Origin of the sequence: Roseovarius pelagicus, assembly GCF_025639885.1 — a bacterium.
Taxonomy (GTDB): Bacteria; Pseudomonadota; Alphaproteobacteria; order Rhodobacterales; family Rhodobacteraceae; genus Roseovarius; species Roseovarius pelagicus.
On record NZ_CP106739.1, the window covers coordinates 84,762 to 105,386 of the forward strand.

At 59.3% G+C, this 20,625-nt stretch carries 21 protein-coding genes; 20 read left to right on the forward strand and 1 reads right to left on the reverse strand.

Annotation, left to right across the window (positions count from 1 at the left end; all coding sequences use genetic code 11):
• Positions 1–53: 53 nt before the first annotated feature.
• The 7 genes from N7U68_RS20510 to N7U68_RS20540 all read left to right on the forward strand — a co-directional run bounded on the left by N7U68_RS20510 (position 54) and on the right by N7U68_RS20540 (position 4,540).
• The gene (locus N7U68_RS20510) at positions 54–482 is read left to right on the forward strand and encodes a MerR family transcriptional regulator (protein ID WP_024099356.1); all 429 of its coding nucleotides are present in this window, start codon (positions 54–56) and stop codon (positions 480–482) included.
• Positions 479–805, forward strand: a complete 327-nt coding sequence (locus N7U68_RS20515; RefSeq protein WP_090270124.1) for a YnfA family protein — start codon at positions 479–481, stop codon at positions 803–805. Before N7U68_RS20510 ends, N7U68_RS20515 begins: the two co-directional genes overlap by 4 nt.
• 113 nt (positions 806–918) lie before the next feature.
• Entirely contained in the window at positions 919–1,536 is a 618-nt protein-coding gene (locus tag N7U68_RS20520) for a cation efflux transmembrane domain-containing protein (protein ID WP_263049203.1), read from the forward strand.
• Between the two features lie 86 nt (positions 1,537–1,622).
• Positions 1,623–2,393 (forward strand): transglutaminase-like domain-containing protein, encoded by a 771-nt coding sequence (locus N7U68_RS20525; RefSeq protein WP_263049204.1) that lies wholly within the window; start codon positions 1,623–1,625, stop codon positions 2,391–2,393.
• On the forward strand, positions 2,383–3,291 hold the full coding sequence (locus N7U68_RS20530; protein ID WP_263049205.1) for a cation diffusion facilitator family transporter: 909 nt from the start codon (positions 2,383–2,385) through the stop codon (positions 3,289–3,291). Before N7U68_RS20525 ends, N7U68_RS20530 begins: the two co-directional genes overlap by 11 nt.
• The gene (locus N7U68_RS20535; protein WP_263049206.1) at positions 3,284–3,841 is read left to right on the forward strand and encodes a methyltransferase family protein; all 558 of its coding nucleotides are present in this window, start codon (positions 3,284–3,286) and stop codon (positions 3,839–3,841) included. Before N7U68_RS20530 ends, N7U68_RS20535 begins: the two co-directional genes overlap by 8 nt.
• Before the next feature lie 108 nt (positions 3,842–3,949).
• Complete coding sequence (locus N7U68_RS20540; RefSeq protein WP_069301615.1) at positions 3,950–4,540, forward strand: L,D-transpeptidase; 591 nt, start codon at positions 3,950–3,952, stop codon at positions 4,538–4,540.
• 327 nt (positions 4,541–4,867) lie between these two features.
• On the opposite strand, the gene N7U68_RS20545 is transcribed toward N7U68_RS20540, so the two are convergent.
• On the reverse strand, positions 4,868–5,140 hold the full coding sequence (locus N7U68_RS20545; protein ID WP_263049207.1) for an EF-hand domain-containing protein: 273 nt from the start codon (positions 5,138–5,140) through the stop codon (positions 4,868–4,870).
• Positions 5,141–5,307: 167 nt separating this feature from the next.
• Between N7U68_RS20545 and N7U68_RS20550 the strand changes: the two genes are divergently transcribed.
• From N7U68_RS20550 to argF, 13 genes are all read left to right on the forward strand, one after another.
• Entirely contained in the window at positions 5,308–6,234 is a 927-nt protein-coding gene (locus N7U68_RS20550; protein WP_263049208.1) for a DMT family transporter, read from the forward strand.
• Between the two features lie 222 nt (positions 6,235–6,456).
• Complete coding sequence (locus N7U68_RS20555) at positions 6,457–7,089, forward strand: RNA polymerase sigma factor (protein ID WP_263049209.1); 633 nt, start codon at positions 6,457–6,459, stop codon at positions 7,087–7,089.
• 1,290 nt (positions 7,090–8,379) lie between these two features.
• Positions 8,380–8,649, forward strand: coding sequence for a DUF5676 family membrane protein (locus N7U68_RS20560; protein WP_263049210.1), 270 nt, complete (start codon positions 8,380–8,382; stop codon positions 8,647–8,649).
• Positions 8,646–10,400: a DUF3141 domain-containing protein gene (locus N7U68_RS20565; protein WP_263049211.1), complete on the forward strand. Its 1,755-nt coding sequence runs from the start codon at positions 8,646–8,648 to the stop codon at positions 10,398–10,400. The genes N7U68_RS20560 and N7U68_RS20565 overlap by 4 nt, the downstream gene beginning before the upstream one ends.
• A gap of 18 nt (positions 10,401–10,418) precedes the next feature.
• Complete coding sequence (locus tag N7U68_RS20570; protein ID WP_263049212.1) at positions 10,419–11,627, forward strand: acetate/propionate family kinase; 1,209 nt, start codon at positions 10,419–10,421, stop codon at positions 11,625–11,627.
• 3 nt (positions 11,628–11,630) lie between these two features.
• Positions 11,631–12,662, forward strand: coding sequence for a bifunctional enoyl-CoA hydratase/phosphate acetyltransferase (locus tag N7U68_RS20575; protein ID WP_263049213.1), 1,032 nt, complete (start codon positions 11,631–11,633; stop codon positions 12,660–12,662).
• Positions 12,659–13,471: an enoyl-ACP reductase FabI gene (gene fabI, locus N7U68_RS20580; protein ID WP_263049214.1), complete on the forward strand. Its 813-nt coding sequence runs from the start codon at positions 12,659–12,661 to the stop codon at positions 13,469–13,471. Before N7U68_RS20575 ends, fabI begins: the two co-directional genes overlap by 4 nt.
• 149 nt (positions 13,472–13,620) lie before the next feature.
• Positions 13,621–15,927: a copper-transporting P-type ATPase gene (locus N7U68_RS20585; RefSeq protein WP_373323019.1), complete on the forward strand. Its 2,307-nt coding sequence runs from the start codon at positions 13,621–13,623 to the stop codon at positions 15,925–15,927.
• Positions 15,928–15,975: 48 nt separating this feature from the next.
• The gene (locus N7U68_RS20590; protein WP_263049215.1) at positions 15,976–16,245 is read left to right on the forward strand and encodes a DUF2933 domain-containing protein; all 270 of its coding nucleotides are present in this window, start codon (positions 15,976–15,978) and stop codon (positions 16,243–16,245) included.
• A complete protein-coding gene (locus N7U68_RS20595; RefSeq protein WP_263049216.1) occupies positions 16,242–16,892 on the forward strand; it encodes a methyltransferase family protein in 651 nt (216 codons plus the stop codon). The genes N7U68_RS20590 and N7U68_RS20595 overlap by 4 nt, the downstream gene beginning before the upstream one ends.
• Before the next feature lie 18 nt (positions 16,893–16,910).
• A complete protein-coding gene (locus N7U68_RS20600; RefSeq protein WP_263049217.1) occupies positions 16,911–18,359 on the forward strand; it encodes a YfcC family protein in 1,449 nt (482 codons plus the stop codon).
• Between the two features lie 18 nt (positions 18,360–18,377).
• Complete coding sequence (locus tag N7U68_RS20605) at positions 18,378–19,607, forward strand: arginine deiminase (RefSeq protein ID WP_263049218.1); 1,230 nt, start codon at positions 18,378–18,380, stop codon at positions 19,605–19,607.
• A gap of 15 nt (positions 19,608–19,622) precedes the next feature.
• The gene (gene argF, locus N7U68_RS20610; RefSeq protein WP_263049219.1) at positions 19,623–20,624 is read left to right on the forward strand and encodes an ornithine carbamoyltransferase; all 1,002 of its coding nucleotides are present in this window, start codon (positions 19,623–19,625) and stop codon (positions 20,622–20,624) included.
• Position 20,625 lies beyond the last annotated feature (1 nt).

Genomic DNA, 20,625 nt, shown 5'->3' on the forward strand with positions numbered 1-20,625 from the left:
AAAGGAGTTGGCTCTTCGGTAAGCTACAGTCTTTGTAGATTGAAGGATCGCACATGCTGGCTATTGGAACACTCTCGCGGAGAACCGGAACCAAGGTTCAGACGATCCGCTACTACGAAGAAATCGGTTTGATGAACGAGGCCGGAAGGACCGCAGGCGGCCAGCGCCGGTACTTTGAGAAGGACCTCGACCGGCTGGCTTTCATCCGGCACTCACGCCAGCTCGGATTTTCCCTCGACTCCATCCGGGAGCTGCTGGACCTCTCGGACAATCCGTCCCAATCCTGCGCGGAGGCGGATTCGATTGCGCGTCGGCAACTCCACCAAGTCGAACAGCGGATCAAGCGTCTGCAAGCGCTCAAGAAGGAATTGAAACGCATGGTCGCCGAGTGCGACGGTGACAGCGTTGCGGAGTGCAAGGTTCTGGAGGTCCTTCGAGACCATGCGGAATGTCTGACCGAGCACGACGAGATTGGGGCTTGAACGCCGCAATTGCCTATCCGCTGGCTGCTGTCGCAGAGATCAGCGGGTGTTTCGCCATCTGGGCGTGGTGGCGTCTTGGGGCATCACCGCTCTGGCTCGCACCCGGCATAATCGCGCTCGCGCTTTTCGGCTGGTTGCTGGCGCAGGTCGAAACCAGCGCAGCGGGCCGCGCTTTCGCAGCCTATGGCGGCATCTACATCGGGGCCTCCATGCTCTGGATGTGGTTCGTCGAGGGCGAGCGACCTGACAGATGGGACTTCATAGGGACATCCATCTGTTTGATCGGTGCCGCGATTATTCTTTCGGTGCCCAGAGGGACGTAAATAAGCTATTATGGATCTACAGTCGCTAGAGGTTCTATATGTATTTTTGACAGCTGCATCCGAAGAGGGCGTTTCTGCCCCCTTTCTTAGAAATCGGAGGGTTTGCCAGTTCGATGGTCGAAAGCGAATTCAGCGGGAAGAATGAAAAAGAGCGCCAGACGCTCTGGATTGTTCTCGGTCTCAATCTCGCAATCGCTGCGGGGTTCTTCGCCACGGGAGCTATCGGCGATTCCAGCGCCCTGATCGCCAATGGTCTCGACAACACATCCGACAGCCTCGTCTATGGCATCAGCCTTCTGGCCTTGTCCCGGTCGTCGAAGTGGAAGCGGGGTGCCGCGAACGTATCCGGCGGATTGCTTCTGATCTTTGCGGTTGGCATTCTGATTGACGCTTGGGGGCGCTATGTCGGCGGTTCCGAACCGCTCGGAACTCTGATGATCGCAATGTCGCTGATCGCTGCGGTCGTCAACCTCGCCTGCATCTGGCTGCTCGGGCGACTGAAGGAACCGGACGTGAACATCCGGGCCGCCAACACCTTCAGCCTCAACGATTTCGCATCGAACGGCGGCATCCTGATCGCGGGCGGTCTCGTTTGGTGGTTGGGCAGCAACTGGCCCGACCTCGTTGTCGGGGTCGCGGTGGCTGGCATCGCGGCGTGGGGCGGCATAGGCATCCTGCGGGACGCGCATGACGAGCATCACAAGGCAGTTCACAATCACCAACCAGAATAGTCTCTCGCGTCGCGACAAGATAAAGGTTGAAGCTACAGTGACTGTAGAAAATATCATCTCTGTATAGTTGATTCTAGGAAACGCTCATGACCCCTGTTGACCCGCTGCTTTCGTCCACGCCACTCTTGGATTTCAGGCATCCTTCACTTGCCGCTCTGATCGCCGACCGGGGGTGGGGAACCTTGCCGTTGCATGATCGAATTGGTGCAATCTACGACTTCGTGCGAAACGAGATCGACTTTGGCTATAACCGCGCCGACGACATTCCTGCCTCCGAAGTACTCGAAGACAGGTATGGACAATGCAACACGAAGGGAACGCTGCTGATGGCGCTTCTACGCGCTGTTGGCGTAAGATGCCGCTTGCACGGCTTCACAATCCACAAAGCGTTGCAACGGGGCGTCGTGCCTGAACTGATCTATCCGATCGCACCCGCAGAAATCCTCCACTCATGGATCGAGGTCGAGACCGAGGCAGGATGGGTCGATCTTGAGGGCTTCATCCTCGACACATCCTTCCTGTTGGCCTTGCAGCGGTCGTTTCCCGAAACACGGTCCCTATGCGGCTACGGTGTCGGGACCGACTGCTTGAGCGCACCGCCAGTCGGATGGACGGGGGAGAGTACATATATCCAGAAGACCGGCATCGCCCGCGATTTTGGAACATTCGATAATCCTGACATGTTTTATGAGCACCATCGTCAGGCGTTAGGCCCGCTGCGCGACTGGATCTATCGGCACCTCATTCGCCATTGGATGAATGCCCGCGTCAGGGCGATCCGCGCTGGTCGTTTGCCAAGCGTTCCAGGGCTCAGCCGGCCAAACCACGGCCATGAGGAGGCTTCTCGTGCCGCATGATCATGCCCATATGGAGCCTAAAGAAGGCGACCGGCGGGTTGCCATTGCCATCTGGGCAAACGGCCTCTTGACGGTCGCGCAGATTGTCGGCGGGATACTATCCGGCAGCCTCGCGCTGATCGCGGATGCCATCCACAACTTCTCCGACATGGCGTCGCTCGTCATCGCATTCGGCGCGGGTAAGATCGCGCGCCGCCCGGCCGATGCGAAAATGACCTTCGGATATGGCAGGGTCGAGATCGTAGCCGCCCTGATCAATTATACCTCGCTGATCATCATCGGCCTTTATCTGGTCTATGAGGGCGCGATGCGGTTTGTTGATCCGCCAGAAGTCGCGGGTTGGACCGTGGTCATCCTGGGCAGTGTGGCGCTGTTCATCGATACCCTCACCGCGTGGCTGACCTATTCGATGCAGAAAGGCAGCGTGAACATCCGGGCGCTTTTCCTCCATAACCTCAGCGACGCACTGGCGTCCGTGGCCGTGATCGTCGGTGGTGTCCTCATCCTTCTCTACGATATCCGCTGGGTCGATCCTGCGATCACCATCGGGATTGCTGCCTACATCCTCTGGCTCGCCTTCAGCGAGATCGGTGGCCCGATCCGCACGCTGATGCTGGGAAGCCCACCCGATATCGACACGGACAAGGTTATCGCGGCCGTCGAGGATCTCGACGGTGTCGAGGAAGTTCATCACGCGCATTTCTGGCAGATGCAGGAGCATCGTGCGGCGCTCGATACCCACGTCGTAATCGCCGAGGACCGCTGGGATGACCTCGAAAACATCAAGACGGCAATCAAGACCCGCCTCGACGAGGAATTCGGGATCGACCATTCAACGTTGGAGTTTGAACGCTCAGCAACCAAACATCGGGACGCAGACAGGTATGGTCATGGGTGACCTCAAAACCGTGGTTCTCGTGCTGGGTTGTGCGGCCAATCTGTTGCTGGTCGCGGGTATACTCTGGTCCATGTTCCAACCGGAGCGACGTGTCTGGCCGCCGATTCACTCTACAGGAGCCCACAAGATTGTCGTCTGGGGACTTACGTGCGTCGGCTTCGGATCTGCCATCGTTTTGGGTCTGCTAGAATGGGGTGAGCTCGACTTCCCATGGATCATACGTTGGGGTCTAGGGCTTTGTCTGATCGTTCTGGGCAATGCCGTTGTCTGGTCCGGTGTGATGCAACTTGGAATAGCGGTGACGAGTGGTGATGAAGGCGTTCTGCGGACCCGTGGCCTTTACCGCTTCTCCCGCAATCCTCAATATGTGGCTGACATGGCGATCCTCATCGGGATCGGATTGCTCTCCGCCTCAATCCTCGCGTGGCCGGTGATTATCACCGGCGTTACTGCATTGGCACTCGCGCCCTTCGCTGAAGAGCGCTGGTTGATTGATCGCTACGGGGACGCTTACCGAGCCTACCTCCAAAAAACCCGCAGATTTCTTTGATGCCATGACCGAGTTCAATCTCACGGGTTTGTGAGCAGAAACATATTGAAGCTCTAGCGGGTGTAGGTCTTAGAACCGGGAAAAATAACAAGACCAGAGGTTTCCTTGATGAGACGAGCTAACGACAGACCGTTCACACGCCGGACTGCACTCTTTGGTGCAGCAGCAAGTGGGTTGGTTCTCGCGACCAGCAGGGCCATGGCACAGACAAGCGAGGGTCTGGCGGCACCGGCAGTGCGGAGCAATATTTCCGGGTTCAGGGTTGCATCTTGGCAAGACCATTTCGACGATCTGAGAAACGGCGCAATCCTCTGCGACATCGACTCCCGCGCGGTCCAATTCTGGTCGGAAGACGAAAGCATCTACAAGCTCTACCCGTCCAGCGTTCCTTTGACAGAGGAGTTGACTAGGCGCGGATATACCACGGTGGTTCGCAAGGTAGATGGCCCGAGCTGGCGACCTACGCCGTCGATGAAGGAGCGCAATCCCGAATGGCCGGATTTCGTTGGCCCTGGCCCCGACAATCCCCTTGGAACACACGCCCTTTATCTGTCATGGCAGTACTACCGCGTTCACGGCACCGGTGACACGCGCAAGATCGGTCGACAATCGTCGAACGGCTGCATCGGTCTCTACAATGAACATATCGAAGAGTTGTTTGGATTGGCCGAGGTCGGTACTCAGGTTAAGTTGTTCTAAAGGCGGAAATTTTAAATATGCGAATTCATCTTGGCTTACTTCTCCCAGCAGCGTTTTTGCTGGGAGCGTGTTCCGCTTCTATTCCTGGCGGGCCCGACACTGCACAAAACAGACCACTGCCGGAGGCAGTCGTCGCTATGGCCGCAACGGGTCAGGATCTTCAGTCCGCGCGCCTTTTGCCGGAAGACGGCTGCTATTCGCCATCAACGCCAGTCAGCAGTGTCTTCTGACGAGCAAGTATTCAAACCAGATACTTCACGGGTTTGGCAGCATTCAGGAGGACGAGCACATAGCGTGGCCATCCCCCGGAACGCATGATTGATGGTGCTAACGATTCCCAGGCCCGTTTCTGTCCTCAAACATGCTCTGGAATTCCATCGCCGCGTTCATGTGAGCCTCCATTTCTGCGCGCGAGACCTTGCCGTCGCCATTCTGGTCGGCGTGTTCGAAATGGCCGCGCATCGTATCGCCCATATGAACGTTGTTGTCGCGGTCGGGCAATTCGTGATGACCCGTGACAAAGCCGTTATCGGCAAACGCAGCTCCGCCCATGACGGTCGCTACGGCAGTTGCAAAAATGAATGTGGTATTGCGGTTCATCGACTTAACTCCTTTTAAGCTTGCGATACCAAACACATGGCAGATGAAACCAACGTTGCAACGGACAGACAGGGTGAATGTGTAACGGCATTTCGCAAAACGGACGCTGGTTACAAACCGTGACACTCTTTACCGGCAGAGGCGGTTCAGATCCTTAGGTTTGGCTGATGACCAAGACGCATTTGGCAATCAAAAGGCGCGCCATGACCACTGCTTCGACAATAAAGATCATCCTTGCCATGGTGCTTTGGGCCTTGTGCTTTCCAGTCATCGTTGCTGGCTTGGAATATTCTCCCCATATGACATTTGCGGCCATGCGCGCGGCGATTGCAGGGGCTGCGCTAACACTCTTGGCGATTGCTTTTGGTCGGCCATTTCCGCGTGAATGGGGCGTTTGGGTCACCCTTTCCGTTATTGGCTTTGGCGCGACAAGCCTGGGTTTTCTAGGCATGTTTCACGCAGCAGAATTTGTCTCGCCCGGCTTGGCGACAGTGATTGCCAATACCCAACCCTTGCTGGCGGCTGTCCTGGCCAGTCTTTGGCTGGGGGAGAAGTTATCCCTTCTCGGCAAGATAGGATTATGCGCGGGCTTTGCGGGCATCGTTTTGATCGCATTGCCTCATTTCATGGTCGATGGAAACAAGAGCTATGCGATTGGTGTAGCCTACATTGTTCTTGCTGCAGCCGGGGTTACGCTTAGCAATGTCATGATCAAGTCCATTGCCGGAAAAGTGGACAACCTTTCGGCAATGGGATTGCAGATGTTGATTGGCAGTGTCCCGTTGGCCATCGTCGCGTTTCTCATGGAGGAGCCGACCGCCATAAACTGGACGCCGACATTCATATCATCGCTTCTCGTTCTGGCCCTTGCAGGATCAGCCCTTGTTTACTGGCTATGGTTTTCAGCTCTTGAAACGGTGCCTTTGAGCCGGGCCAGTGTTTTCAGCTTTTTGATTCCGGTGTTTGGCTTGACCATAGGGGTATTGATCTACGGTGAGCGCCTATCGCTTTTACAGGCGATCGGAATTGGCATGATATTTTTGGGAATAGCGATGGTTCACTACCAAAAAAAGGAGTCACGGATTGCTTTATGAGGGCTGGTTTCAGGACACCAAACGGCAACCGGCAGCCTGTCTGGTGCGTTCCGACAATGGCGGCCACATGACACGCTTGGTCGCCTCATGTTTCAAAAGACGCCATGAATACCTAAATGAATAGGATCTCAGATTGAACAGGCGCTCAGTCCAAACGCTGAGGTACAGTCACTTCCTTGGGGAGGTGCGATCATGCCTCAATCAATAGCAAGGAGGTTAACAATGACCGAGCCAGACAATGAATCGCAAGAACCCACGAAAAAGGCCGAGGCTGCCGAGACTGCCCTTTCGGAGGGCCGACAGGCGTTTCTGGGGTTCCTCGTTCGTCGGCTGGGCAATAAGGCAGATGCCGAAGACGTGCTGCAGGAGTTCTGCATTCGGGTGCTGACGCGCAAGGATCAGTTACGGGATGTGGAACGGATGGATGCTTGGCTCTATGCCATCTTGCGGTCGACGATGAACGATCACTTCCGCCAGTGGGCACGTCGTGGTCAACTAGCCGATGTCTATAGCCGTGAACCAGCGGAGTGGGAGGAGGATGCCCCCGGGCAGATGGCGCAATTCTGTCGCTGTGTGGATGGCCTGATACCCGCACTGAGTGACGCTGATGCCGATCTGATCCGTCGAATCGACTTTGGGGAAGAGGAGCGTTCAGCAGTTGCCGCTGATCTAGGTCTGTCTCGCGGGGCGCTTGGGGTGCGCTTACATCGTGCACGGGCGGCGTTGCGCGACGCGCTGACGGGCCATTGCGGCAAATGCTGCAAAACAGGCTGGGATGATTGCTACTGCCCGCCGATCGGGTGCGAAAGCCCGGAGGACGAAACGCACTGCTCCCCGGAGGACGCGTCGACCTAACCAAGCACTGGTTCCATTGCCTGTAATGGATGCAGCCTTGGAGCGTCCACTCCCATAATGACGCTCTAATTCTGGCGTCAATCATGGAGATGTAGGTATGATGGGCCAGAGCACGTCCAAATCAGATTCAGAAATACCGGACCGACGAGTGGCACCGACAGAATTGTTCAGTCTCGTCCACCGAATGAGTTGCGCCTGCGCTAAGCATTCGCGCCATATCGATGCGCCGATGTCGCGGGATCTGTTCCGCCGGGTCGAGGACCAAAACCAGAGTTTGGCCGAGGCTGCAAAGGCTCTGGGCCTCGGCCCAAAGGACTGCGCTTACCTTCTTGGCGGATTTCGCCGCGACCTAGCTGCCGAATTGGTGTCTGTGCTTGTGACCGCCAAGATACCGGACCCCGTTCTAGAAGGCCAAAGCCATAATACCAGGGATTGGAACGAAGGTCGCTGATCGGAACTGGTCAAGAACAAGTGTTGGTAAGCTTTGCCCCCAGCGCAAATCAGAGGATGCAAGAAACCGGCCATGCGGAGTGCCACCATGCGGTATACCAAATGGCCGCCAAGACGGAATCGGTTGCCGCAAGTACCGCCGGCTGGCGCGCACTAGGTGGAAGAGACAGTGCCAACAAGCAAAGGATTTAAGGGCTGAAAGCTCCCGGTGTCGCAGCGAGCCGTAATTTCTCTGTAATGCATTGCTGCGATCAGCGTCTACAAGACGAACCCCTAATGCCAGGAGGCCAGAATGGACCAAAACACGGACCGCGCCGAGAAACCCCAAGCCGAACCCACCAAGCCCAAAGGATGCTGCAGCGTACATAAAGCCAAGCCTGCTGCTGATGCCCTGCGCAGCCCTCAGCCCCCCGTTGCTAAATCGGGTGGCTCTTGCTGCAGCAACAACTGAGTGTCAGCACGATATGACCTTGGCCACCCATAGGGATAGAGCCGTTTGGCTGCGGTCTGATCGGCGATTGTGCGGCGCTGGCCCATTGGGGTGCAGCGCCGCAGAAAACAACCATGAAAGGATCTTCAATCATGCTCGCGCTAAGCGCCTTTTCAGTGATCGCCTCACTGCTGTTTGTCTTTGCGATTCCGTCACGATCGAAGCAGGTCGTCGCCGTCCCTGTTCAGAGAGTATCTGACCAAGATCGGCTCCACCGTTCGGAGACACTTGCGACGAAAAGATACAAAGACTTCCGTGACACTCACCCCTGAACGTTGTGACAACCCCTTTGAGCGCTGGTGGCGTCAGGTGAATTCGCTCGCGCCGTGATTGAAAGAAGAGGCATCAAAATGTCTGATTCCAAACTTGTTCGAATCTACCCGGTCGGTATGGCCCTGGGCGTATTGCTGGCAGTCAGCTTTGCCCTTTGCGTGATATTCGGCCTGATTTTTCCCGACTCCACGATGTATCAGGCCTGGTTGCCGCTGCTGCCCGGCGTGAGCTGGATCAGTTGGCCGAGCGCCCTGCTCGGGCTGGTCGAAAGCTTTGCCTATGGCTGGTACATCGCCGTGATCTTCGTGCCTGCCTTGAACTTCTTTGCGCGGAGGGCGTCGGCATGAATACCGTAACGTCGATTGCGTCTCTCCTTCCTGCAAACGCGGAGGTTTGCAATCCATCATCCGACATACCCTCACCCCAACCTGATCCGGCCGCCTATGGTCGTGATCTCTGGGAACGCTCGGTCTTGTTTCTGGACACATTGCGCGAACGCGCCGACAACATGATCGCGCATGAGCGTGCCGGGATGCCGCCACTGCTGGACTTCAAATACGAGAACCTGCTGGATGCGCGCCAGTTCGACCGACCGGCCAATTATGCCCTGCTCAGGATCACCGAAGTGGATGGGCATTGCTGGGATGATTGCGTCGATGACGCAAAGCCGCCCGTCATCGTGGTGGACCCCCGCGCGGGCCACGGCCCCGGCATCGGCGGGTTCAAGCGCGACAGCGAGGTCGGCATGGCGATGGCCGAGGGGCATCCGGTCTATTTCGTCATCTTCTTTCCCGAACCCGCGCCGGAACAGACGCTTGAGGATGTGCTGTTCGCCTTGCGCCGCTTTGTAGAAGAGGTCGCGGCGCGTCACGATGGGGCCGCTCCAGTCCTCTATGGCAATTGTCAGGCAGGTTGGGCAGTTGCGCTGCTGGCCGCGCACTGCGAAGGACTTGCCGGACCGGTGGTTCTGAACGGTTCGCCGCTGTCCTACTGGGCGGGCGAGGAAGGCGTTAATCCGATGCGTGTCACCGGTGGCCTGCTGGGCGGTGCATGGCTGGCCCATTTGACGGCCGATCTGGGCGATGGGCGGTTCGACGGCGCATGGCTGGCGCAGAACTTCGAGAGCCTCAAGCCGGAAAAAGCAATCTGGGCGAAATACGTCAACCTGTTCACCAATGTGGATACCGAACGCGACCGCTTTCTCGATTTCGAGCGGTGGTGGAATGGCTTTTACACCCTCAGTCGCCCGGAAATCCTGTCAATCACCCAGAACCTTTTCATTGGTAACCAGTTGGAAAATGGCGAAATGCGGATCGGCGATCACTGTGTGGCCGACCTGCGCAAGATCAAGAATCCGATGATCGTCTTTGCGTCCTACGGCGACAACATCACGCCACCGGCACAGGCGCTTGGCTGGATCCCGGCGGTCTACAAGGACACCGCGGACCTCAAGGCGGCGGGCCAGCGGATCGTCTACCTGACCAATGCCCATGTTGGTCATCTGGGCATCTTCGTGTCGGCCTCGGTGGCCAAGCTGGAACATCGCGCCATTCTGGAAAGTCTGGGCAAGATCGAAAAGCTGAAACCGGGCCTTTATGAGATGAAGATCGAGGCGCCCACCGGCAAGACAGAGGCACGAGACGCACAATACAAGGTCCGGTTCGAGCTCCGCGACGTCAGCGACCTGGCCCATGAGGTGCCCGAACAGGCGTTCGACGCCGTCCGGGGCGTGTCGGAAATCAACAGGGCATTCTATTCCACCTTCGTCAGCCCCTGGGTGCAGCTGATGACCACCACGGCGAGCGCCGAGATGCTGAAATGGATGCATCCCATGCGCACCAGCCGTCTGATGTTTTCGGAAAAGTTCAACCCGTGGATGGGCCTGGTCAGGCTGGCGGCAGAGGCCGTGGCAGAGACCCGCGAACCTCTCGCGCCGCAGGATCCTATGATCCTGCGCGAACGGGCGACAATCGCAGCTGTCGGAGAGGCAATAGAGCAGGCGCGCATTGCACGCGACGCCACTTCCGAACGCACGTTCAGAACACTCTATGGCGGCGGCACACCGGACATGGAGAACGACACGCGTATGCCCGTCTAGGATCAAGGGAGGACACCGATGCCTGATCAGGTTATTCTGACGCTCAACGCCGGGGCGTCCTCACTGAAATTTGCGCTGTTCACCGCGTCTGGGCGCCCCAGACGGTTATGGTCTGGGGCCATCGACCGGATCGGCCTTCCGGGTGCGCATTTTCAGTTGAGCGATGCGCGCAGGACGGTGGTGCTTGACGAGCCGGGTAGGCTCGACAGTCACGAAGCGGCGCTAACCCGGTTGCTCAGCGCGATTGCCAGCCTGCCGGGGTCGCTCGATCTGGTTGCGGTTGGCCATCGTTTTGTACACGGCGGGCCGGAATGTGATTGCCCCAAGCGCGTCACACCCGCCCTTTTGGCACGATTGCGGCGGCTAAGTTCGTTGGCACCGCTGCACATGCCGCCCAATCTTGCCGGGGTCGAAGCGGTGCAGGCTGCCCGGCCCGATCTGCCGCAGCTGGCCTGTTTCGACACGTCGTTCCATCACGACCTGCCCCGCTTGGCGCGAATAACGGCTTTGCCCCGCGCCTATGCCGCCGATGGAATTCGGCGCTATGGCTTTCACGGCCTGTCCTATGAATACATCATGAAGTCGCTGCGCAAGGATGGCGTGAACGTTAATTCTGAACGCATCATCATTGCACATCTGGGCAACGGCGCGTCCTTGGCGGCAATCCAGGGTGGTAAACCGGTTGAAACGAGCATGGGCTTTTCGACCATCGCAGGTTTGCCGATGGGGACGCGAGCGGGCGATCTCGACCCCGGTATACTGCTTTATCTATTGCAGGAAAAAGGTTTGCAGCCGGGTGAACTGGTTGATGTGCTCTATAACCAGAGCGGGCTTTTGGGTCTCTCCGGGATCAGCCGGAACATGCAGGATTTGCTGGAAAGCCGCGAGGAAAGCGCCACCGAGGCGGTCGCGTATTTCTACTATCAGGCGCGGCTGCATCTTGCACGACTGACCGGCGCACTTGGTGGCCTTGACCGTGTCGTGTTCACTGGCGGAATTGGTGAGAACTCAGCCGAAATACGCGGCAGGATCTGTGCCGGCCTTGGCTACCTTGGGATCAACCTTGTCAGTCACGCGAACAAGTCGGGTGACAGGGTGATTTCAACACCAGGTGCCCGCGTGACAGTCGAAGTCCGCGCAACTGACGAGGAGGAGATGATCGCGCGCCATGTGGCCGCACACCTCACTGCTGATCGGATGCCTCAACCTGCCTGGATGGAGGGCTGAACTATGGCGCACGAAGCATCGAAACTTCAGGGGCTTGTCGACAGGGCGCGTGATCTGGCACCGGTTCGTGTTGCCGTTGTAGATGGTGCGCAGTCTGTCGTTCTGGAGACTCTACGGGATGCTGCCGCAGCGGGTTTTGTTGAACCGCGACTGATCGGCGATCCAAACGAGACGCGGCGATTGTGCCGCGCCTTGAACTGGACGCCGCAACCCGGCTGGATCGTCGAAGCGGGATCTGATGGCGAAGCCGCAACGACGGCGGTGCGCATGGTTCGGCAGGGTGATGCGGATATTGTCATGAAAGGCAACATTCACACAGATGTTCTGATGCGGGCGGTGCTGGACCGAGAATTCGGTCTGCGCGTCGCCGGTCGAAGGTGCAGCCACGTCTTTTTGATCGATGTCCCCGGCCATGACCGGCTGATCGGGATTACTGACGCGGCGATCAACATCGCCCCCGATCTGGCCGCCAAGAGCCAGATCTGCCAGAATGCGATTGATCTGTTTCACACGATTGGTGTTCCCGAACTGCACGTTGCCGTTCTCTCGGCGGTCGAGACCGTGACAAGCGGGATCGCGTCGACACTCGATGCCGCCTGCCTGACCCTGATGGCGCGGCGCGGCCAGATCGTTGGCGCGCGAGTAGACGGCCCGCTGGCTTTCGACAATGCGATCTCGGCAAGGGCCACGCATGAAAAGGGCATCCTGTCAGACGTGGCCGGTGCGGCGGATATCCTTCTGGTGCCCGATCTGGTGTCGGGCAATATCCTTGCCAAGGCCCTTGAATATCTGGCCGGAGCGGTGGCCGCAGGCATTGCGCTGGGGTTATCAGCTCCGGTTGTTCTGACATCGCGCGCCGATCCTGCATCAGCGCGGATGGCCTCTTTGGCGCTGGCCGCACTGATGCTCGACCGCAGCAATATGCGGGGCACACCATCCCTTTTGGCAGAGACAAGCCTTGCCGCCACACCCCAATCTGAACAGGACTGCTGCGCGCCATCCGCTACAGCAACCTTCGCGGAGGCTGCGGAATGACGCACGCCACACTTGCTCCCGATCCCGTCCGGTTGCTGGACATGACTGGCAAGAAAGGGCTGATTGTCGGCATCGCCAATGAACACAGCCTGGCCTGGGCGGCAGCGCGCAACTGCCACGCAGCCAGGGCTGACCTCGCTCTGACATATCTTAACGACAAGGCAAGGCCTTTCGTTGAGCCTTTGGCCCGGTCCGTGGGCGCCGCTATCCTCTTGCCCTGCGATGTGGCGCGTGACAGCCAGCTTGAGGCGGTCTTTGGCAGCATCGCCGATACTTGGGGACGGCTCGATTTTCTGGTGCACGCCATCGCCTGGGCGCCGGCGGCTGATCTGCACGGGCGGTTGACCGATTGTTCTGCCGAAGGTTTCGTGCAGGCGATGCAAGTGTCGTGCCATTCCTTTATCCGCATGGCGAAACTGGCCGAACCGCTGATGCATCGGGGCGGCAGCCTGACGACGCTCAGCTTTTTGGGTGCGGAAAAGATGGTCGATCATTACAACGTGATGGGTCCGGTAAAGGCCGCCCTTGAAGCCTCGGTGCGCTATCTGGCGCATGAGTTGGGGCCAAAAGGCATTCGCGTCAACGTGATTTCTGCCGGAGCGGTCAAGACCCGCGCGGCGTCGGGGATCGAACACTTCGATGAGCTGATCCACGAGACCGAGACCAAATCACCCCTGCGCCGCAGCGTTACCGCCGACGAGGTGGGGCGCGCCGCGCTGCTGCTGGCCAGCGACCACACAACTGCCATCACGGGAGAAGTCCTGCATGTCGATGCAGGGTTTCACATTGATGGCATGATTTTTCATTGAACGCCGTGCTGCACCGAACGTGCAGAACCGCGTCATAGTAGGAGCATAAGATGAGTGTCACCAAAGGTCAATTTGGCAAAACAACTGATGATGGTGAAAGCCTTGATATGGTGCCAGAGGGCTTTTCAGGCACCGTTTATACCTGTTCAATGCACCCCGAGGTGCGCCGCACCGAAAAAGGGTCCTGCCCGAAATGCGGTATGTTTCTGGTCGCTGAAGGTGAAGAAGCCGCGCAGGACGGCCATACTGATCACAGCGGTCACGCCCATGCGCATGGTGCGGCAACCGTCGGGGTAAAGGACGGCGAATACGATACAGTGCCGGAAGGCTACAACGGCACGATCTTTACCTGCCCCATGCATGCGCAGGTGCGTCACCCCGGCCCGGGGTCGTGCCCGATCTGCGGCATGGGGTTGGAACCTGAAACCGTCAGCCTTGAGGATGATGGCCCGAACCCTGAACTGGTTGATTTCAACAGGCGGATGTGGGTCGGCGCAGTTCTGACGGTGCCGCTTCTGGTGCTGGCAATGGGACCCTTTGTGGGCTTCACGTTTTTCATGGAATTGCTGGGAGAGCGCACGTCACTCTGGTTTGAGCTTGTACTGGCCACGCCAGTGATCCTTTGGTCGGGTTGGCCGTTCTTCGAACGTGGTTATCAGTCGTTCCGCACATTGAACTTGAACATGTTCAGTCTGATTTCCATGGGGGTCGGTGCCGCTTATATTTTCAGTATCATCGCGGTTGTTGCCCCGCAGATATTTCCCGAAGGATTTCGGGACGAGAACGGCAACGTGGGCGTCTATTTCGAGGCTGCGGCGGTGATCGTTACGCTGGTCCTGCTGGGTCAGGTGATGGAGCTGCGCGCCCGCGAAGGCACCGGCAAGGCGATCCGCGCTTTGCTTGACATGGCCGCCAAAACCGCACTGGTGATCCGCCCCGGTGGCACCGAAGAGGAAATCGAACTGGACCAGGTGCAGCTGGGCGATCACATCCGCGTGCGCCCCGGCGACAAGGTGCCGGTGGATGGTGTGGTGGTCGAGGGTCGCTCTTCGGTGGACGAGTCGATGATTTCCGGCGAACCCGTACCGGTCGAAAAGGTCGCGGGGGAGCCGGTGACGGGGGCGACGATCAACGGCACCGGCAGTCTGGTGATCGAGGCCACCCGCATCGGGGCCGATACCATGTTGAGCCAAATCGTGCAGATGGTCGCTAACGCACAGCGCAGCCGCGCGCCGATCCAGAAATATGCCGATCAGGTGGCGGGAATGTTCGTGCCGGCGGTCATCGCCATCGCGATTGTGTCGTTCATCGCCTGGTCGATCTGGGGGCCTGCTCCTGCGATGGCCTATGGCCTTGTCTCGGCGGTTGCTGTGCTGATCATCGCCTGCCCTTGTGCGCTTGGCCTTGCGACGCCGATGTCGATCATGACGGCGACAGGCACCGGGGCGCAAATGGGTGTGCTGATCAAGAACGCCGAGGCGCTGGAGCGGTTCGAGAAGATCGACACGCTGATCGTGGACAAGACCGGTACGTTGACCGAAGGAAAGCCCAAACTTGTCGCGGTGCTACCCGAGGACGGCCATGACGAGGCTGAGGTTCTGCGCCTCGCCGCGTCTCTTGAACGCGGGTCGGAACACCCGCTGGCCGAAGCCATCGTGCGCGGTGCCGAGGAACGCGGCGTCGAATTTGCCAAGGCCGAGGAGTTCGAGGCGGTGACCGGCAAGGGTGTCAAGGGCGTCGTCGATGGCAAGGCGGTCGCACTCGGCAATGCCGCACTGATCCATGACATGGGACTGGACAGCGGCGCGCTGGTCGATACCGCCAATGCGCGGCGCGACGAGGGCGAGACGGTCATGTTCATCGTGCTCGATGGTGCCATCGCCGGACTGGTCAGCGTCGCCGACCCGGTGAAGGAAACCACGCCCCAGGCACTCAAGGAACTGCACGAGCTTGGCTTTCGCATCATCATGGCGACCGGCGATAACGAGCGCACCGCGCAGGCGGTCGCCAACCGTCTGGGCATCGACGAGATCCGCGCCGATGTGCTGCCCGAAGACAAGGCCCGCATCATTCGCGAGCTGCAGGAGCAGGGCAAGAAGGTCGCCATGGCCGGCGACGGGGTCAACGACGCCCCTGCCCTGGCACAGGCCGATGTCGGCATCGCCATGGGCACCGGCGCCGATGTGGCCATCGAAAGCGCCGGGTTCACACTGGTCAAGGGCAACCTCGACGGCATTGTGCGGGCGCGCAAGCTGAGCCATGCGACCATGCGCAACATCCGCCAGAACCTGTTCTTCGCGCTGATCTACAACGCATCAGGTGTGCCGATCGCGGCGGGCATTCTGTACCCGTTCCTCGGCATCCTCATTGGCCCGATCTTCGCCGCCTTCGCGATGAGCGCATCTTCCTTGTCAGTCGTTCTGAATGCCCTGCGGCTGCGGCGGCTGAAATTCTGATCGCGGTATAGTGCACTGACCACCAAAATAGAGAGGATTATCCCCCAAGTGGAACATGAAAAACACAGCGCCTCCGAACAACCGGCAGACTCTGATCCTGCGCAGCAGCCGGAACCACAGCAACCCTTCTGGAAATCACGCTTCGGGATCAGTCTGATCATCGCGCTGATCATCGCAGCCCTGCTTCTGGGGTTCGAGCACCGCGTTCACATTTTTGCCGGCAATGGATTTCTGGTCCTGCTGCTGTTGGGCTGCGGTGTGATGCATCTGTTTATGCACGGCGGTCATGGCGGCCATGGGGGCGGTGACAAATCATGACGGATGCACCCGGTTATGGCCTGTGGTTCTTCGCTCTTTTGAACGCGGCAATCTTTATCATGTTCGCCTTCAGCTTCTTCAAACCACAGTCGCCAAGGGACTGGCGCAGCTTCAGCGCGTTCAGCGCCTTTCTGGTTGCCTTGTTCGCCGAAATGTATGGCTTTCCTCTGACCATCTATCTGATGTCGGGCTGGTTGCAGACGGCCTATCCGGGCGTCGACTGGTTCTCACACGATGCGGGCCACCTGCCGGAAATGCTGTTCGGCTGGCAGGCCAACCCGCATTTCGGTCCCTTCCACATGATCAGCTTTATTCTGATCGGGATTGGCTTCTGGATGATTTCCACCGCATGGCGGGTCCTCTACCAGGCCCGACGCAGCGGCACCTTGGCGACCAGCGGGCCCTATGCTCGCGTCCGGCATCCGCAATATGTGGGCTTCGTGCTGGTTCTAACGGGCTTTTTATTTCAATGGCCCACCTTGCTGACGCTCGCGATGTATCCGGTGCTGATCTGGATGTATGTACGGCTTGCCCGTTCGGAAGAGCGCGAAACCCGCGCCACTTTTGGCACGCAGTTTGACGCCTACGCGGCACGCACACCTGCCTTTATCCCCAATCTTTCGCAGGCCCGCAACGCAACACAATAAGTAGAAAGGGGCGACACAATGAGCAATCAACAGACCGATCCCACACCTGAAAACAACGGCATGGCATCCTGTTTCCCGACCGCCTACACGATCCTGTTTGCACTGATCGTCCTTGTTGCCGCGCTCACCTGGATCATTCCGGCGGGTCAATACGACCGGGTGATGAACGAAGAGGTCGGGCGCGAGATTGCCGTGCCGGGCACCTACCAGACGGTCGATCCCAATCCGCAGGGGTTCGTGGAGGTGATGCTGGCACCAGTGGCCGGATTTTACGATCCCGATAGCTATGCGGCCAATGCCATCGACGTGGCGCTTTTCGTCCTTCTTCTGGGCGGTTTCCTCGGTGTGGTGAATGCCACCAAGGCCATCGACACCGGCATCCAGACGGCGATGGGGCGCATGAAGGGGCGGGAAATCTGGATGATCCCGATTCTGATGTCGCTGTTTGCACTGGGCGGGACGACCTATGGTATGGCCGAAGAAACGCTGGCGTTTTACGCGCTGCTTATCCCGGTGGTCATCGCCGCGGGGTTTGATGCGGTCACCGGCGTCGCGATTATTCTGATCGGTGCCGGCATCGGCACGCTGGGGTCCACCATCAACCCCTTTGCGACCGTCATCGCATCCAATGCGGCGACGATCCCATTTACCCAAGGTATGACGCTGCGGCTGGTCATCCTGATCGGAGGTCTCGCGACCTGCATCGCCTATGTCATGCGCTATGCAGCGAAGGTTAAAGCCGATCCGTCCCGGTCGGTGGTGGCAGCACAGCGCGACGCGCACCGGCGGATTTTCCTGAGCGATGACGACGCCGAATTCACCGAGCCAAAACTCACGGGCACGCAGAAACTGGTGCTGCTGCTGTTCTTCGGCACCTTTGCCGTGATGATCTGGGGCGTATCCAGCCAGGGCTGGTGGATGGCGCGGATGGGCGCGCTGTTCTTCGGCATGGCCATCGTCGTCGGGCTGGTTGCACGGATGGGCGAGAAGAGGCTGACATCGGCCTTTGTCGACGGGGCCAAGGACCTGCTGGGCGTGGCGCTGGTGATCGGGCTGGCGCGCGGCATCGTGGTGATCATGGAACAGGGACTGATCGCCGACACGATCCTGAACAGTGCCGCCGACACGCTGGGCGGCCTGTCCGAGGTGACCTTCATCAACCTGATGCTGTGGATCGAGATCGGGATGAGCTTTCTGGTGCCGTCCTCGTCTGGCCTTGCGGTCCTGTCGATGCCGATCCTCGCCCCGCTGGGCGATTTCGCCAATGTCAGCCGCGATCTGGTGGTGACGGCCTATCAATCGGCAAGCGGGCTGGTGAACCTGGTCACGCCGACCTCGGCCGTTGTGATCGGCGGGCTCGCGATCGGGCGGGTCTCGTTCGACCGCTGGCTGGTGTTCATCTGGCCGCTGCTGCTGATCCTGACGCTGTTCATCATGGCCGCGCTGAGCGTGGCCGTGATCCTCTGATCTGCAAGGAGAATTCCAATGACTGATCCCGCTTTGGGCGTCCATTCCGAAACCGGCAAGCTGCGGCAGGTGATCGTCTCGCCGCCCGGCCTCGCCCATCGTCGCCTCACCCCCGACAACCGCGAAGAGTTGCTGTTCGACGATGTGTTCTGGGTCAAGCAGGCGATCCGGGACCATGGCGTCTTTGCCGACATCATGCGCGATGAGGGCGTCGAGGTGCTGGATGCCATGACCCTGCTGGCCGACACGCTGGACATCGCGGACGCCCGCGCCTGGGTGCTCGACCACCGCATCAGCCGCAACGACGTCGGCGTGGGCATGCGTGCCGAACTGCGCGCGTGGATGGAGGCGATGTCGGGGGCCGATCTGGCCCGGTTCCTCGTCGGCGGGATCAGGGTCGGCGATCTGCCGTTTACCCCGTCGGGCATGTTCGGCAGCTATCTGGGCCTGAACGGTTTCGTACTGCCGCCGTTGCCGAATTTCATCTTCACCCGGGACAATTCGGCCTGGGTCTATGGCGGCGTGACCCTGAACCCGATGCATTTCGCGGCAAGGCGTCCCGAAACGCTGCTGATGGCGGCGGTCTATCGGTTCCATCCGATATTCGTGGGCAAGGCAAAGGTGAGGTTCGGCAACCCGACACAGGATTTCGGTGCCGCCACGCTGGAGGGCGGGGACATCATGCCGATCGGGCATGGTGTGGTCATGGTCGGCATGGGCGAACGGTCCACGCCGCAGGCGGTCGGGCAATTGGCCGAAGCGCTGTTCGCGGGTGGCGATGTGCACCGAGTCATCGCCTGCCAGATGCCGAGCTCACGCGCGGCGATGCATCTTGATACGGTGTTTACCCATTGCGGCAACGATGTCGTGACCACGTTCAAGGAAGTGGCCGACGCGATCACCTGTTACGACCTGCGCCCCGGACCGGGGAACGCCCCGCTCGATATCCGGCGCGACGCCCGGCACCTGTTCGAAATCACCGCAGAAATACTGGGGTTCAAGAAGCTGCATCTGGTCCCGACAGGCGGCAGTGATCTGGCCGAACAATCGCGCGAGCAGTGGAACGACGGCAACAACGTGCTGGCGCTGCGGCCCGGCGTGGTGATCGGCTACGACCGCAACGACGACACCAACGCGGCACTCAAGGGCGCGGGCATCGAGGTGCTGGCCATCCCCGGTGCCGAACTGGGCCGGGGCCGGGGCGGCAGCCATTGCATGAGCTGCCCCACCATCCGCGGCGCGATCTGACAAAAGGAAAATAACATGTCTTACAATCTGAGAAACCGCCACTTTCTGACTTTGCGCGATTTCAGCCCGCAGGAAATTGGCTTCCTGCTGAAGCTCTCGGCCGACCTCAAGGCGGCGAAATACGGCGGCTACGAGGTGCCGCGCCTGTCCGGCAAGGAAATCGCGCTGATCTTCGAAAAGGACAGCACCCGCACCCGCGTCGGCTTTGAGGTGGCGGCCCACGATCAGGGCGCGCATGTCACCTATCTGGGGCCTTCGGGGTCGCATCTGGGCAATAAGGAGACCGTCAAGGACACCGCCCGCGTGTTGGGCCGGGTCTATGACGCGATCGAATATCGCGGCTTTGGCCAGCCCATCGTGGAAACCCTGGCGGAACATGCCGGGGTGCCCGTCTATAACGGGCTGACGGACGAATTTCACCCCACGCAGATCCTCGCCGATTTCCTGACCATGACGGAACATTCCGACAAACCGATCAGCCAGATCGCTTTTGCCTTTCTGGGCGATGCGGGCAACAACATGGGCGACAGCCTGCTGATCGGCGCGGCCAAGATGGGCATGGATGTGCGGCTCTGTGCGCCCGAAAGCCTGTGGCCCGACCAGGCCATCCGCGAAGAGGCCGAGGCCATCGCCGCCGAGACCGGCGCACGGATCACCCTGACCGAAGACGTGGATGCCGCCGTGGCCGGCGTCGAATTCGTCTATACCGACGTCTGGGTGTCGATGGGCGAGGCCAAGGAGAAATGGGAGGAACGGATCAATCTCTTGATGCCCTATCAGGTCAACGCCGATGTGATGGCGAAAACCGGCAATCCGCAGACAAAATTCATGCACTGCCTGCCAGCCTTTCACAACGCCGAGACCGAGGTGGGCGCCGACATCGCCAGAAACTTCGACATCACGGCGATGGAGGTGACCGAGGACGTGTTCGAGAGTCCGGCCTCCATCGTGTTCGATCAGGCGGAAAACCGGTTGCACACGATCAAGGCGGTCCTTGTCGCCACGTTGGGGAACTAGT